The organism is Rhizobium sp. Leaf371 (assembly GCF_001424045.1).
In the GTDB taxonomy this organism is placed as follows: domain Bacteria; phylum Pseudomonadota; class Alphaproteobacteria; order Rhizobiales; family Rhizobiaceae; genus Ferranicluibacter.
In genome coordinates this window covers 86,636-102,082 of sequence record NZ_LMQB01000027.1, presented here as the reverse complement: position 1 = coordinate 102,082, position 15,447 = coordinate 86,636, and the positions used below count along the sequence as shown (strand labels likewise).

Genomic DNA, 15,447 nt, shown 5'->3' with positions numbered 1-15,447 from the left:
GCGCGCTCTTCCAGTCGTTGCGCGATCGAGCCGGCTGGATGCGCGATCGGCGCGAGGGCGAAGACGACAAGGTCGCCTTTCCCGAGCTGTTCTTCGACCTCGTCTTCGTCTTCTCGCTCATTCAGCTGTCGCATACGCTGGCCGGGCACTATACGCTGCTGGGCGCGCTGGAAGCGCTGTTGATGATCCTCGCGGTCTGGTGGGTGTGGATCTTCACCACCTGGGTCACCAACTGGCTCGATCCGGATCGAATGCCGGTTCGCGCCATGCTGTTTGCGCTGATGTTCGGTGCGCTTCTGCTGTCGACCGCGATCAATGACGCATTCGGCGACAAGGCCCTTCTGTTTGCCCTGTCCTACGTCGCCATGCAGGTGGGACGCTCTCTCTTCACGGTCTACGCGCTGCATGGCCATAGCCCGGACAATGCGCGGGATTTCCTGCGGATCACCTGCTGGCTGGTCCTCTCCGGCGTGTTCTGGATCGCGGGCGCCCTGATCGGCGGTGAAGCACAGCTCTTCATCTGGATCGCTGCGCTGACGATCGAATACGTCTCGCCCGCGGTCGGATTTCGGGTTCCCGGCCTCGGCCGGTCCGAGTTCGATGACTGGGACGTGCTCGGCGCCCACATGGCCGAGCGCTGTGCCCTGTTCGTGCTCATCTGTCTCGGCGAGACGATTCTCGTGACCGGCCGCACGCTCGCCGAAATGGAGGTGACGCCGCTCGTCTTCGTTCTCGCGCTCAGCAGCTTCGGCTCGACCGTCACCATGTGGTGGATCTATTTCCGCTTCGGGCAGGAGCGGGCGGCCGCACAGATCGAAAGCGACGAGTCGCCGGGCGAGGTCGCGCGCACCATTTTCACCTACGCCCACATCCCGGTCGTCGCCGGCATCATCCTTTGCGCCGTCGCCGACGAATTCGTGCTCGCCCATCCCTATGGGGCGATCGACGTGAAGACGGCGAGCGCCATCATCGGCGGCCCCATCGTCTTCCTCGCCGGCAATATCTGGATCAAGAGTTCTGTCGCACCGCGCCTGTCGGTCTCGCATCTCGGCGGCGTCGGGCTCTACATCCTGGCCGCGCCACTGGCTTTCGTGGTCGAGCCGCATGTTCTGCTGATCATCTCCTTCGTCATTCTCGTCATCGTCGCGGTGTGGGAATATCTGACGCTCAAGGCGGTGCGCTGAACCCGCCCGCCATTATCCGGAACTGGACGATCCATGCCCCTCAAAGTCTATCTCGCCGGTCCCGAAGTGTTCCTGCCCAACGCCCGGGAAATTCTCGACATCAAAGCCGAACGGGCGAGGGCGGCCGGGTTCGAGCCGCTGAGCCCCGGCGATCTCGCCATTCCCCCGGTTGAAACGAAGTTCGGCATGGGGCTGGCGATCAGCCAGGTCAATGAGGGCATGATGCGGGCAGCCGATGCCGTCATCGCCAACCTCACCCCGTTTCGCGGCGTCGCCGCCGATGTCGGCACGGCATTCGAAGTCGGCTTCATGTGCGCGCAGGGCAAGCTGGTCTATGCCTATACCAACGTCGCCACGTCCCACTACGACCGTTGTTCGGCTTATTACGGTGGCGATATCCGCGAAACGGCGGACGGACGGCATCGCGGGCCGGACGGGATCTCCATCGAGAATTTCGACATGGCCGACAATCTGATGCTGGATGGCGGCATCGCCGCGCGGGGCGGCGCGCTTGTGATGGGAAACGCAGCGCCCGACGCCCTCTACACGGACCTCGACGCCTTCGAGGAATGCCTGCGCCTTCTGGCCGAGCAGCAGGGCACGATCGCCTGATGATGAGCGCGGTGCGCGCTCAGCGGCGATAGAGAAGCCAGTTACGGCCGGTATCCTTCTTCATCCCGTCTTCGAACAGGGTCGTCCGGTTGCGCCCGGCGTTCTTGGCACAATAGAGCGCCACGTCTGCTTTGTTGTAGAGATCGACCGGATCGTCCGCGAGGGAGGCCTGGCAGACGCCGATCGACAGCGTGATCGGTCCGTAATTGACGCCTGTCTTCGAGTTCTTGAACGGCGTGTTGGCCAGAGCCACACGAATGCGGTCCGCGATCTGCATGCATTCCTCGACGGTCTGATCGTTGAGAATGATCGCGAATTCCTCGCCGCCGGTGCGCGCCACGAAAGCCTCGCGTCGCAGGTTCGACCGGATGACCGTGCCGACGGTTGCCAGGATCTTGTCGCCGACCGGATGGCCGAACGTATCGTTGACCTTCTTGAAGTGGTCGATGTCGCAGATCAGCAGACCCGTATAAGTGCGGATCTGATCGGAATTGTAGACTGCGGAAAGCTTCTCGTCGAACGCCCGCCGGTTGGCGAGGCGCGTCAGGGAATCGGTGTTGGCGATCCGCTTGTACTCGTCGAGTTCCTGCCGGATGACATCCATTTCGACCGATTTCAGCGAGACGTTTTCGACCAGTTCCTTGCCCTGGCTCATCGTATCCTCGGTCGCCTGGGTCAGCAGAGTCACCGCGTTGCGCAGGATCTCCGCACCCGCAGCACTCTTGGTGTTGATGTTCATGGCCGCTTCCCCGAGAACCCGGTTGTAGCTCTCGAGCGCGAACTGCTCCTCGCGCATCAGCGCTAGAAGGTCGTTCAACTGGGCGGCCAGTTGATTATGGGCCCGCTCGACGCCGGCCGCGTGATGGACATGGGCAAAATACCGGGCGCCGATTTCGTCCAGTTCTTCCTGCGTGGCTTTGCTGCCAAGACCGGCGAGTTCCTTCGTCAGTCGCGGATTGGAGCCGATATAGGCCTCGTAATAGAGTTCGTAATTGCGCGGGATCGGAGCGATCCCCATGATGCGCATCGCAAAGGTCACCTGCGCTGCGATATCCGGTGCTTGTCCCTTGGGTGAAGTCGCAGGCTGCACGGTGCCCTCCTGTTGATGACCTGGGGATCGCCGACGACGCCCTCTACGGCCTGCAATGACGCGCGTCTGCAGGCGCGGTTCTCGAAATTGGAGAGGAAACCGTCCTGCAATACCCTACTCTAGGGTTTAAAAGATGTGGGAAAGTTTAATGAATGTCAGAAACTACGGTTAGCAGAGGCCTTCTTAAGCCGAATGCGGCAGTTAGATCCGCCCCAAGCGAAAAACCCCGCTTCGGGTGAAGCGGGGTTCGAGTCTGATAGGGTTTGCCGGTGGAGACGTTTGATGGTCAGGCCGGGCTGATCATCGTTTCCGGGCGAACGACGGCATCGAACTCTTCGTTCGTAACGTAGCCGCCGCCGACGGCCTCCTCGCGAAGGGTCGTGCCGTTCTTGTGCGCCGTCTTGGCGATCTTTGCGGCATTGTCATAGCCGATCTTCGGGGCAAGCGCCGTGACGAGCATCAGCGACCGGTCGAGCGCCGCCTTGATGTTGTCTTCGCGCGCCTCGATGCCGGTGACGCAATTGTCGGTGAAGGACACGGCGGCATCGGCGAGCAGCTGGACCGACTGAAGGAAGTTGTAGGCCATCAGCGGATTGTAGACGTTCAGCTCGAAATGCCCCTGGCTGCCGGCGAAGGTCAGCGAGGCGTGATTGCCGAAGACCTGCACGCAGACCTGGGTCAGCGCTTCGCACTGTGTCGGGTTGACCTTGCCGGGCATGATCGACGAGCCGGGTTCGTTTTCCGGCAGCGACAGTTCGCCGAGTCCCGAACGCGGGCCGGAGCCGAGAAGCCGGATGTCGTTGGCGATCTTGAAGAGCGCGGCTGCCGTGGAATTGATGGCGCCATGGCTGAAGACCATGGAATCATGCGCTGCCAGCGCCTCGAATTTATTCGGTGCCGAGGTGAAGGCGATGCCGGTGATTGCGGCGATCTCGTCTGCGACCTTTTCGGCAAAACCGATCGGGGCATTGAGCCCCGTCCCGACGGCCGTGCCGCCCTGGGCGAGTTCCTGCAGTCCCGGCAGGGTCATCTCGATGCGCTTGATCGATGACGCGACCTGCGCGGCATAGCCGGAAAATTCCTGGCCGAGCGTCAGCGGCGTTGCGTCCTGCGTGTGGGTGCGGCCGATCTTGATGATGTGATCGAAGGCCTTCACTTTCACTTCGAGCGCTGCATGCAGATGCTTCAGTGCCGGCAGCAGGTCGTGAACGACGCGTTCGGCACAGGCGATGTGCATGGCCGTGGGGAAGGTGTCGTTGGAAGACTGGCTCATGTTCACGTGGTCGTTCGGATGCACGGGCTTCTTGGAGCCCATCACGCCGCCGAGCAGTTCGATCGCGCGGTTCGAGATGACCTCGTTGGCGTTCATGTTCGATTGCGTGCCGGAACCCGTCTGCCACACGACGAGCGGGAAATGGTCGTTGAGCTTTCCATCGATCACCTCCTGGGAGGCGCGGACGATCGGCTCGCCGACGGCGGGGTCGAGGCGTCCGAGCGCCATGTTGGCCTTGGCCGCCGCCTGCTTGACGATGCCCAGCGCGCGCACGATGGACAGCGGCTGCTTCTCCCAGCCGATCTTGAAATTGCCGAGGGACCGCTGGGCCTGAGCGCCCCAATAGCGATCGTTCGCGACCTCGATCGGGCCGAATGTATCTGTTTCCGTACGGGTGCCTGTCATCGTCTCTTCCCTGATTCGCCTGATGCAGCACCGCGGAGCGCCGCAAGATCCTCGGAGCCGGCCTCGACAAGGCCCGGCCAGTCTGGGGTCTTCTGTGGCCCAGGTGCCGCCCGATTGTAAAGGGGCAGAGGAGGGGCGCCGGGCGTACAATCGTTTGAATGATGCGCGCACCATGAGGCGCGCGTATGCGAGTCGCGGCCGAGGCATCGGGGGTTGCATTCTGTGCCTTTTGTAACACAGACCTGATGTCTCTTCGGAAGCCGGGCAAGTGTGCGGAAAAGTTTTCATTCCGATGCTGCAAAAAGCGCGCGGCGAAAAGCAAGAACTATCAGTTTCTTGGGCAGTTTCAGGTCACGTCCGACCTCCATTTTTCGCGCGTTTCTTGCCCGATGACAGCGTGCGCGTTTCCTTTTCATTCACCAACATTTCTTATAAGTCGGATGCTTGGTGACATGAACGGCATCGGGCGCCACCCGCCATGAGGCGGCACTGCGATACGGAAAGTTCGGCTATGACATTGAAGAAGACAGCAGCGATCGTCACCCTCATGTCCGGGTGCACCCTGACCACGCTTAACGTCGGTCAAGCCGACGCCATGACGCTGATGGACCTGTTCCGTCGCAACCGTGCGCCAGAAACCTTCCAGACGATGCCGGAGACAGCGCCGGCACCCGCGCAGGAGCAGCCTGCACGGCGCAGCGCCTCCTCTTCGCCGGCACCGCGCGTCGTCGGCCCGAAATATTATACGTATAAGGCCGAGGCTCCGCGCCGGATCGAGACCGACCGCCTGGTCGATCCGGTCGTTACCGGCTCGCTTCGTCCCGAACTGGTATCGACAGGCGATACCACCCTCCTGAGCGATGCTCGCCCCTATATGCCCTCCGTCACCGCCTATGCGGCTCCTGAGGTCGCCAAGACGATCGAAGCCTATTACGCGGGAACCGACGCTCTGATCTGGATCGACGCCAATGGCGTCAACGACCGCGCCCGTGCCGCCATGGCCGTGCTTGCGGATGCCGGCAGCATCGGGCTCGATCCGCTGGATTACGCCGTCGCCCTTCCGATGGAAACGCCGGATGCCACGGATATGGCGGCGCGCGAAAAAGCCCTCGTCTCGTTCGAGATCCGGCTCAGTGCCGCCGTGCTGACCTATGTGCAGGATACGGTGCGCGGCCGCATCGATCCGAACGCGATCTCCGGCTATCACGATTTCAAGCGCAAGGACGTGAACCTGGCCGGCAAGATGCGCGTCATCGCGGCCAGCCATGATGTCGCGGCATTCCTCGCCACGCAGACGCCGGCCAATTCCGAGTTCACGGCGCTGCGCGATGAGTTGAAGCGGCTGGAAGCGTCCGCCGACGGTCAGCCACGCATCGAGATCCCGGAAGGCACGCTGCTGAAGCCCGGCATTTCCGATCCCGGCCTGCCCGCCGTAATCGCCGCGATCAAGGCAAAAGGCTCCGACACCCTGAAGGCCGAGCATGCCGTGGCACTCGGCGCCTATCAGGGCAGCGAGGCATACACGCCGGATCTCGTGGCGCTGGTCGAAGGTTTCCAGAAGGAGAACGGCCTGAAGCCGGACGGCGTCGTCGGCCGTGCGTCGATCCGGATCCTGAGCGGCGGCGACAGCAATGCCGACAAGATCGCCAAGCTGCGCATCGCCATGGAGCAGGCCCGCTGGCTTCCGGCCGATCTCGGCAACCGCTACGTCTTCATCAACCAGCCGGCTTTCACCGCCTCCTACCATGATGACGGCGTCGAGCAGTTCAATATGCGCGTCGTCGTGGGGTCCAAGACGAACCAGACTTATTTTTTCGAAGACGAGATCCAGACCGTCGAGTTCAATCCCTATTGGGGTGTGCCGCAGTCGATCATCATCAACGAGATGCTGCCGAAGCTGCGCAGCGATCCCGGCTATCTCGATCGCCTCGGCTATCAGGTGGAAGTCGGCGGCCGCCCCGTCTCGTCCTATGATGTCGATTGGTACGGCTCGACCAAGTCCGTCTCCGTTCGCCAGCCGCCGTCCGACGACAATGCGCTCGGCGAGCTGAAGATCCTGTTCCCCAATGCGCATGCGATCTACATGCACGACACGCCGTCGAAGAGCTTCTTCAAAAAGGACATGCGGGCGCTCAGCCATGGTTGCGTCCGGCTCGCCGACCCGCGCCGCATGGCCGCTGCGGTGCTCGGAACGACGGTCGACGACGTCGCCCGGCAGATTGCCGGTGGCCGCAACAAGGGCGTCTCGGTTCCCAGCCGCATTCCCGTCTACGTCGCCTACTTCACGGCGTGGCCGGACAAGGATGGCCGCGTCGCCTATTTCGACGATGTCTACGATCGGGACATGTACATGAACCGCGCCTTCGACGCGACACGCCAGGTTCGCCGTATCGAGGGCTGAGCCCGCGCTTTCTGCCCACGGATGCCATCGCCTCTATCGAAGCCAGTCTCTCCCGGGAGGCTGGCTTTTTTCTTGTCGATCGAAAAGTCGACCTGTGATGCCCTTCGTGAAGACGACGGAAGACGGGCGACCCGCAACGAAAAAACCGCGGGCTTGAGGCCCGCGGCTTGTGTTCTCAGGTTCTGAAGCCCAATGGCTCAGCGCTTGGAAACGGGAACGTAGTCGCGCTTCGGTTCGCCGACATAAAGCTGGCGCGGACGGCCGATGCGCTGCTCCGGATCCTCGATCATTTCGTTCCACTGGGCGATCCAGCCGACGGTGCGTGCCAGAGCAAACAGCACGGTGAACATGGTCGTGGGGAAGCCGAGCGCCTTCAGCGTGATGCCCGAGTAGAAGTCGATGTTCGGGTACAGCTTCTTCTCGATGAAGTAGGGGTCCGTCAGCGCGATGCGCTCGAGTTCCATGGCGACCTGCAGGAGCGGATCGTCCTTGTGGCCGAGTTCGGCCAGAACCTCATGCGTCGTCTTCTGCATGATCTTGGCGCGCGGGTCGTAGTTCTTGTAGACGCGGTGACCGAAGCCCATCAGGCGGAACGGATCGTTCTTGTCCTTGGCCTTGGCGACATATTCCGGAATGCGATCGACCGAGCCGATTTCCGCCAGCATGTTCAGCGCCGCCTCGTTGGCGCCGCCATGTGCCGGGCCCCAGAGGCAGGCGATGCCGGCCGCGATACAGGCAAACGGGTTTGCGCCCGAGGAGCCGGCGAGACGAACCGTCGACGTCGACGCGTTCTGCTCATGATCGGCATGGAGGATGAAGATCCGGTCCATGGCGCGTGCGAGCACCGGGTTGACCTTGTACTCCTCGCAGGGGACGGCAAAGCACATGTGCAGGAAGTTCGACGCGTAATCGAGGTCGTTCTTCGGGTAAACGAAGGGCTGGCCGATATGGTACTTGTAAGCCATGGCGGCGAGCGTCGGCATCTTCGCGATCATGCGCAGGCTTGCGACCATGCGCTGGTGCGGATCGGTGATGTCGGTCGAGTCGTGGTAGAAGGCCGAGAGCGCGCCGACACAGCCGCACATGACGGCCATCGGGTGGGCATCGCGACGGAAACCGGTGAAGAAGCGCGACATCTGTTCGTGCACCATGGTGTGGTGCGTGACGCGGTGATCGAAATCGATCTTCTGCGCCTTCGTCGGCAGTTCGCCGTAGAGCAGAAGATAGCAGACTTCGAGGAAGTCGCCCTGTTCCGCGAGCTGCTCGATCGGAAAACCGCGGTGCAGTAGGATGCCCTCGTCACCGTCGATATAGGTAATCTTCGACTCGCAGGATGCGGTCGACGTGAAGCCCGGATCATAGGTGAACTGACCGGTTTGCTTGTAGAGCGTGCCGATATCGACCACTTCCGGGCCGATGGAACCGGACCGCACGGGCAGTTCGACCGATTTATCGTTCACCGTGACCGTTGCGCTTTTGCCTGCCATAGAGCGATCCTCCGTTTGCACCGAAACGGCACGAAATCGTGCCGCAATTCATCGTTGTTGCCTCAGTGCTACCGCATTTGATACCCCCTGCCAAGCGCTCGGGGACATCCGTTTTGCGATGCAGCATAATCATTTCGCGACGCGATAGTTGCATGGATTGTCGGCAGTTCCAATCGCGCCTGCTTAGGAAAGCTGCGGGTTCCAGTGCGCGTCGCCCGACATGATGAAGAAATAGGCACAAACTCAAAATTGAAACCCGCCCCGTTTTCTGCGACACTTTTCTCGGGTGGGTAGAGGGGCATGGCATGTGATGCGCAACGTGCCGGAGACTCCAACCGATGTCCGCCAGCGGAGCGCCGAGCATGTTGCCTGGGAGCCCGCTCCGGCGGTCCGTCCCATGGCCTTCGTCTCCCCGGAAAAGCGGGGCAGGGCGAAAATACCGTTCCCCGCAATGCCGTCTCGCAGCCGATGGCTTGCCAAGCTCCGACCGCAACCGCGCACGTGGCCGGACAGGTTCCGCCTTTCCTGGGAGGAGGAGACGGCGTTCGGGCACCCGTTTCTCTTCCTGCCGCTACTGATCGCGCTCGGCGCCATCCTCTGGTTTTCAGCCCGCGATCCGCCCGGCGCGCTCATTCTCGCAGTGCTGTCATGTGTTTTTTGCATAGCCAGCATCGCACTTCTGTGGCGGCCGGGTTTGCTCTGCGCCGGCATCATCGTGGCAACGAGCCTGCTGCTCGGCGCGACCTTCGCCGCCTTCGAGACCGAGGGATCGCCGACCGTCCTGCTGGATTCGCCGGTGACGACGACCTTGACGGGCCGCATTCTCAGTCGGGAGATCTCCGGCAGGAACGCCTACCGCTATATTGTCGCGCTGCAACGCACGGAGGCGCCGACGCTGCGGCGCCCCCCCGCCACCCTGACGCTGATGGTCCGCAAAGGCAGGCCGGCGAATGTCGGGGAGACGATCAGGGGACGCGCACGCCTGTCGCCGCCGTCCGGCCCCGCGCTTGCCGGCCTCAACGATTTCGGCTTCGACAGCTTCTTCAAGGGGATCGGTGCCGTTGGCTATGCCTATGGCAAGCCGGAGATCCTTTCCGGTGCCGGAGACGATTCAGCCGGGCAGGGCAGCGCGATCGACACAGCATGGGCAGGGCTTGCCGTTTGGCGTGAAGCGATCGGCATCCGGATCCGGGCGACGATCCCGGGCGATGCCGGCGCGATCGCTGCCGCCCTCGTCACCGCCGAGGAGCGGGCGATCGGCCGCGACAGCATCACGGCTCTGCGAAATTCCGGCCTCGGCCATGTGCTGGCGATCTCGGGGATGAACATGGTCCTGGCCGCCGGGACCCTGCTCGTCGGCTTGCGGACCGGGCTCAGCCTCGTGCCTGGCCTCGCCCATCGGGTGCCGATCAAGAAGATCGCCGCCGCCGGGGCTCTCGTCATGGTGTGTTTTTACATCCTGATCTCCGGCGGTGCCGTATCCGCGGTCCGGTCCTGGATCATGATCGTCATCATGCTTGTGGCCGTGTTCTTCGATCGACCGTCGATCAGCCTGCGCAATGTCGCCATGGCGGCGCTCGTCATCCTGGCCGTGGACCCGTCCGCCGTCTCCGGCCCCGGTTTCCAGATGTCCTTCGCCGCGACGCTCGCGCTCGTCGCCGGCTATGCCCGCTGGCGCGAGCGCAAGGCGACGGCTGGCCGCCGGAGCGGGAACGACAGGTTTGCCGGCATTCGCAGTTTCCTCGCGGGGTTGTTTTTGAGCTCCCTGATGGGGGGCGTTTCCACGATGATCTACTCGGCGGCCCACTTCAACCAGCTGCCGGCCTATGGTCTCCTCGGCAACATGCTCGCCATGCCGGTCATCGGCATCATCGTCATGCCCGCGGGACTGATGGCGATGCTGTTGATGCCGTTCGGCCTCGATACCCTGCCGCTGATCGTCATGGGCTACGGGATTGAGGTCATGCTGGCCGTCGCGCGTTTCGTCTCGTCGCTCGGCGGGCAGATTTCGACCGGGCGGCTGCCGCAGTCCGCCTTTGCGCTGATCGCGATCGGTGGCGTCGTTTGCTGCCTGTTGCGCACACGGCTGGCCTTGACGGGTCTCGGCCTTGTCGCGGCAGGTCTCTGCATCGCCTTTCTTGCGCCGTCAGAACGCCCGGTCCTCGTCATCGCCGAGGACGGGCGCCTGTCTGCGGTCATCGACGGCACGGCAGGTGCCAGCAACCGAAGCCGGCCACCCGCCTTCATCTACGGCCAGTGGACGCGGGCGCTGCGTCTCGAAAATCATGTTGCGCCCATCGCACGGGCCGATCTCGCTTTGCCCGAACCGGCAGCGCAGGAGCCGGCGCCGACAGCCGAAACGCGCAGGCGGCCGGCCTTTCCGACCGCCGCAGCACGAGCGTCCCTGCAGCGTCTGATCGGCGAGGGAACGCCTGGCCGCTTTTCCTGCGTCCCCGACCAATGGTGCGCCACGACGTCTCAGGAAGGCTGGGTCATCGTGACGGTCGATGATCGGCGGCTCATCGGTTCCGCCTGCGATGTCGCCGATATCGTCGTGACCTCCGCAAACCCCGTCTTCTCCACCTGCCGCTCCGGAGCCCTTCTCGCGTCCGCGCGCATGCTCCGGCGGACGGGCGCGCTCGAAATCTACGCGGATTCCGCAATGCCGGGCGGGCGGCGGATCGTCTCGGCGATGGAGGGGTTGAGCCGTCCCTGGCAGCGTCATCGCGCCTATGACTGGCGCCGCGACGCCTACGACAACGACGCGCTTCCGAGCGAGAAGTCTGTCGAACCGATCACCGACGAAGAATCATGACGAAAATACTCTAGAAATCTTGCCTTACCCGTCCTGGGTGACATATGAGAGCACAACGACGTCACCGAGGTGACGAAACCGGCTCCGGCCGGCGACCGAAATCATCCTCCGCCTGGCGGAAGGGATGAACCGCTTGAGATGGACGGATCATGTCGAACCGCAAAACTTCCTCGTTCTTTCTTGCCGTCGCGCTATTGGGGGCGGCCACCCTGCCGCTGCCGGCCATCGCGCAGACAGCCACACCGCCGGCGCCATCGGTGGACGCGCCGCCCGCGGCAAAATCGACGCCATTGAGCGAGCAGGCGACGCCCCCTTCGGCGCCTGAAACGGGCCCCACCGCGCCACCGACAGCCGAGCCGTCGGCAGCGCTGCCGGATGCCACGGCCGTCGAGGGCGCAGATCCGGCTCTGCCGCACGATCTGTCGCCGGTCGGCATGTTCCTGGCCGCCGACTATGTGGTGAAAGGGGTGATGATTGCGCTGGCGCTCGCTTCGGTGGCCACCTGGTCGATTCTTCTCTTCAAGGTTTTCGAACTGTCGGCGGCCAAGGCGCGCCTTCGCCAGGCGCTTGCCCATTTCTCCGACGCGACCGGATTGCGGGACGCATCGCAGAGCGGTGATGTCCGCAGCGGGCCGGCCGTTGCCATGCTGACGGCGGCGGGACAGGAGCTGAGCAAGTCCGAACCGATTCTCGATCTGGTACCGGGCGAGGGCGTCAAGGAACGGGTTGCCTCGCGCCTTCAGCGGATCGAGGCGGGCGCCGGCAAGAAGATCGCGGCCGGCACGGGCGTGCTTGCGACGGTGGGCTCCATCTCCCCCTTCGTCGGCCTGTTCGGCACGGTTTGGGGCATCATGAATTCCTTCATCGGCATCAGCCAGGCACAGACGACCAACCTTGCCATCGTGGCCCCAGGCATCGCAGAGGCACTGCTGGCGACGGCGATCGGTCTCGTCGCCGCCATTCCTGCCGTCGTCATCTATAACTACTTCGCGAGGTCGATCGCCGGCTATCGGCTCATCCTGGCGGACACGGCCGCGGCCGTCGATCGCCTTGTCAGCCGCGATCTCGATTTCCGTCTGGCGCGCCGATCCGCGCCCCGGTTCTCCGACACGATCAAGCAGGGCGACATGCCCGCCGCGCGGGCGAGGTAGGCCATGGCAACGCGACTTGGCGACAGCGGCGGCGGCGATCTCGAGGAAAATGCCGAGATCAACGTCACCCCCTTTATCGACGTCATGCTGGTGCTGCTCATCATCTTCATGGTCGCGGCGCCGCTGGCCACCGTGGACATGAAGGTGGATCTTCCGCAGTCCGCGGCAAAGCCGACGCCCCGAAGCGACGACAAGCCGGTGTTCATCACCCTGAAGTCGGACCTGACGCTGGCGCTCGGCAACGAGACGACGGACGAGGCACGCTTCGCGGCCGATCTCGACGGCATGACCGAGGGCAACAAGCAGACGCGCATTCTGCTGCGGGCGGACAAATCGGTCGATTACGGGGCACTGATGAACCTGATGAACCGGATCCAGCAGGCCGGTTACAGCAAGATCGCGCTCGTCGGCCTGGAGGGCGCTCCGCCCGCACCATGATGTGTCGGTGGCCTCCGCGGATCGTTCGGAGGCCCGGCGATTTGTCCATCCCTGCATTCGCCGCTTGAAACACGCGATGTGGCGATTTATGAGCTTTGCGAGGCAGCCCGCCATTGCGGCGGACGCAGGCCGCCCGGAGAGTGATCTAAAGGGTGGCCATCAATGCGGATCGAAGAGGCACGCGCGATGGATTTCGAAGCAGCACGTATCAAGATGGTCGACAACCAGGTTCGCACCACGGATGTCACCTCTCATACGGTCCTTTCCGCCTTCCTCGCTGTCCCCCGCGAGGCTTTCGTTCCGGAAAACCGCAAGCAGCTCGCCTATATCGATACGGATATCCCCGTTTCGCAAGCCGACGGCGGACGTTATGTGATGGAACCGTCGCCGCTGGCAAAGCTGTTGCAGCTTGGCGAGATCGTCAAGACCGACTCCGTGCTCGAGATCGGCTGCACGACGGGCTACACATCCGCGCTCCTCTCCCTTCTCGGCAAGGACGTCACAGCGCTGGACAGCGACGCGGAGCTTGCCGCGCAGGCAAAGGCCAATCTGTCGAGCCTCGGTTACGCCAATGTCGAGGTTGTCACGGGACCGCTCGAAGCCGGTTATCCGTCGAAAGCACCTTACGACGTGATTTTCGTCAACGGCGCGATTGAGGTCGTGCCGGAAGCGCTGACGTCGCAGCTCCGGGACGGTGGCCGCCTCATCGCGGTGGTCGGCTTCGGCAATGCCTCGCGCGCCAAGGTGTTCATGCGCGAGGGCGGCAAGGCGGCCGAACGCAAGGCGTTCAATACGGCCGTCAAGCCGCTGCCGGGCTTCCGCGTTGCCAAGGAATTCGTCTTCTGATCATTCGTCGTTCGACGAATGATCGTCTGATTTGAGGATTTTGCAGAGCCGGACCGCTGAGATGCGGGCCGGCTTTTTCGTGTGGGCGGGCTGAACGCGCCTCCGCTCCCGGAAAGCGTGGAAATGGTCAGCCCGGCGCCACATTGACCAATTAGACCCGTCTTGGATACCGGGCCGGGTCCTGCGCACACTGCGATGCAGCAATCGTGCGGCAGTGTTCGGATGTCATGCCGATGATCGGCAGGATGTCGCGCCGGGAAGCCATATCGAAGTGCGGGTGCCGGAGTGCTGGGTCCTGTCATACTGGAGGCATCGCATGAAAATGCTGCGCACCACCGTCGTGCTCGCTCTGGCTTTGGTCTCGCCTGCCGCTGCCGATACCATCACGGACGCCATGGCGAAGGCCTACGTCAACAATCCCGACCTGAACGCCGCACGCGCCGGTCTTCGCGCCGTGGACGAATCGGTCACGATCGCCAAGTCCGGTTACCGGCCCCAGGTTTCGGCCGTGGCGAGTGCGACACAGACGCGCTTCGACAGCGAATTCCAGCGGCGCCCGCAGAACTTTCACCAGGGATCCGCCGGTCTGACGATCACGCAACAGATCTTCGATGGCTTCCAGACCTTGAATGACGTGCGTGCCTCCGAATCGACCGTCCTTTCCAGTCGCGAGAACCTGAAGGCCAACGAGATCTCGATTCTCCTGTCGGCTGCGGAATCCTACGCCAATATCGTGCGCGACCAAGAGGTGGTGGGCATTCGCCGCCAGAACCTGGCCTTTCTCAAACAGCAGCTGAAGGCCGCCAATTCCCGCCTGACGGTGGGAGAGGGCACCCGGACCGATGTGAGCCAGGCCGAGGCGGAGCTTGCAAACGCCAAGGCGCTGCTGGCCACCGCCGTCTCCCAGCTGAAACAAAGCGAGGCGGTCTACGTCCAGGTCGTCGGCGACGCCCCGCGCAACATCAAGGCGGCGTCGCCCGCCAAAAACGGCATGCCCCGCAACATGGATCAGGCCGTTGCCGCAGGCTTCAGGGACAATCCGCAGATCATCGCGGCCGAATATGCCGTGGATGCGGCGGGGTACCGGGTCAAGCAGGCCGAGGGCACCATGCTGCCCGGCGTGACGATCCAGGGCTCCGTCAGCCGCAACACCGGCGACGCCGCGAGCAATGGCGGCATCGACAACACGTCTGGCTCGATCGTCGCCCGCCTTCAGGTGCCATTGTATCAGGGCGGTGCCGAATATGGTCAGATCCGTCAGGCCAAGGAGCGGGCAGGACAGCAGCGCATTGTCGTCGACAGCGTCCGCCTCGATGTCCAGAAGACCGTCATCAGCGCCTACGCCCAGTTGGACGCTGCCCGCGCCTCCATCGCGGCGAACAAGGAGCAGATCCGCGCCGCCAACCAGGCCTTGGCCGGCGTGATCGAGGAGCGCAAGGTCGGGCAGCGCACGACGCTCGATGTCCTCGACGCCCAGCAATCCGTGCTCGTCGCCCGCGAAAGCCTGGCCGCATCGCAGCGCAATGCCGTGGTCGCAAGCTACTCGCTTCTCGCCAGCATGGGCGCGCTGACGGTTCGCGGTCAGAACCTCAAGGTTGCCGAATACAGGCCGGAAGCGCACTACGAAGCCGTGAAGAACAAGTGGTTCGGCGTAAGCCCGCCCCAAAACCGCTGAACCGCGTTCTCGCCTTGATGCGTCGGACAGGATGACGGGAGAAACAAATCTGTGCATCATCCGGAGAGGA

General features: G+C 63.3%; 11 protein-coding genes. 8 read left to right on the top strand and 3 right to left on the bottom strand.

Features of this window, described 5'->3' with window-relative positions; genetic code table 11:
- The first annotated feature begins 38 nt into the window (after positions 1-38).
- Together ASG39_RS18725 and ASG39_RS18720 are read left to right on the top strand one after the other, a co-directional pair.
- Entirely contained in the window at positions 39-1,184 is a 1,146-nt protein-coding gene (locus ASG39_RS18725; protein WP_062596722.1) for a low temperature requirement protein A, read from the top strand.
- A 33-nt stretch (positions 1,185-1,217) separates the two neighbouring features.
- The gene (locus tag ASG39_RS18720; RefSeq protein WP_062596488.1) at positions 1,218-1,796 is read left to right on the top strand and encodes a nucleoside 2-deoxyribosyltransferase; all 579 of its coding nucleotides are present in this window, start codon (positions 1,218-1,220) and stop codon (positions 1,794-1,796) included.
- A gap of 19 nt (positions 1,797-1,815) precedes the next feature.
- Here ASG39_RS18720 and ASG39_RS18715 read toward each other — a convergent pair whose 3' ends face one another.
- Positions 1,816-2,886: a GGDEF domain-containing protein gene (locus tag ASG39_RS18715; protein ID WP_062596487.1), complete on the bottom strand. Its 1,071-nt coding sequence runs from the start codon at positions 2,884-2,886 to the stop codon at positions 1,816-1,818.
- 286 nt (positions 2,887-3,172) lie between these two features.
- Entirely contained in the window at positions 3,173-4,564 is a 1,392-nt protein-coding gene (fumC, locus tag ASG39_RS18710; protein ID WP_062596486.1) for a class II fumarate hydratase, read from the bottom strand.
- A gap of 511 nt (positions 4,565-5,075) precedes the next feature.
- Here fumC and ASG39_RS18705 point away from each other — a divergent pair.
- A complete protein-coding gene (locus tag ASG39_RS18705) occupies positions 5,076-6,965 on the top strand; it encodes a murein L,D-transpeptidase (RefSeq protein ID WP_062596485.1) in 1,890 nt (629 codons plus the stop codon).
- 197 nt (positions 6,966-7,162) lie between these two features.
- Here ASG39_RS18705 and gltA read toward each other — a convergent pair whose 3' ends face one another.
- The gene (gene gltA / locus ASG39_RS18700; RefSeq protein ID WP_062596484.1) at positions 7,163-8,452 is read right to left on the bottom strand and encodes a citrate synthase; all 1,290 of its coding nucleotides are present in this window, start codon (positions 8,450-8,452) and stop codon (positions 7,163-7,165) included.
- 397 nt (positions 8,453-8,849) lie between these two features.
- Between gltA and ASG39_RS18695 the strand changes: the two genes are divergently transcribed.
- The 5 genes from ASG39_RS18695 (at position 8,850) to ASG39_RS18675 (ending at position 15,377) form a co-directional block, all read left to right on the top strand.
- Positions 8,850-11,267, top strand: coding sequence for a ComEC/Rec2 family competence protein (locus tag ASG39_RS18695; protein WP_244481271.1), 2,418 nt, complete (start codon positions 8,850-8,852; stop codon positions 11,265-11,267).
- 149 nt (positions 11,268-11,416) lie between these two features.
- Positions 11,417-12,418: a tonB-system energizer ExbB gene (gene exbB / locus ASG39_RS18690; protein ID WP_062596483.1), complete on the top strand. Its 1,002-nt coding sequence runs from the start codon at positions 11,417-11,419 to the stop codon at positions 12,416-12,418.
- A 3-nt stretch (positions 12,419-12,421) separates the two neighbouring features.
- A complete protein-coding gene (exbD, locus tag ASG39_RS18685; RefSeq protein WP_062596482.1) occupies positions 12,422-12,856 on the top strand; it encodes a TonB system transport protein ExbD in 435 nt (144 codons plus the stop codon).
- Positions 12,857-13,042: 186 nt separating this feature from the next.
- Positions 13,043-13,702, top strand: a complete 660-nt coding sequence (locus tag ASG39_RS18680) for a protein-L-isoaspartate O-methyltransferase (RefSeq protein ID WP_062596720.1) — start codon at positions 13,043-13,045, stop codon at positions 13,700-13,702.
- Positions 13,703-14,018: 316 nt separating this feature from the next.
- Positions 14,019-15,377, top strand: coding sequence for a TolC family outer membrane protein (locus ASG39_RS18675; protein ID WP_062596481.1), 1,359 nt, complete (start codon positions 14,019-14,021; stop codon positions 15,375-15,377).
- The last annotated feature ends 70 nt before the right edge of the window (positions 15,378-15,447 follow it).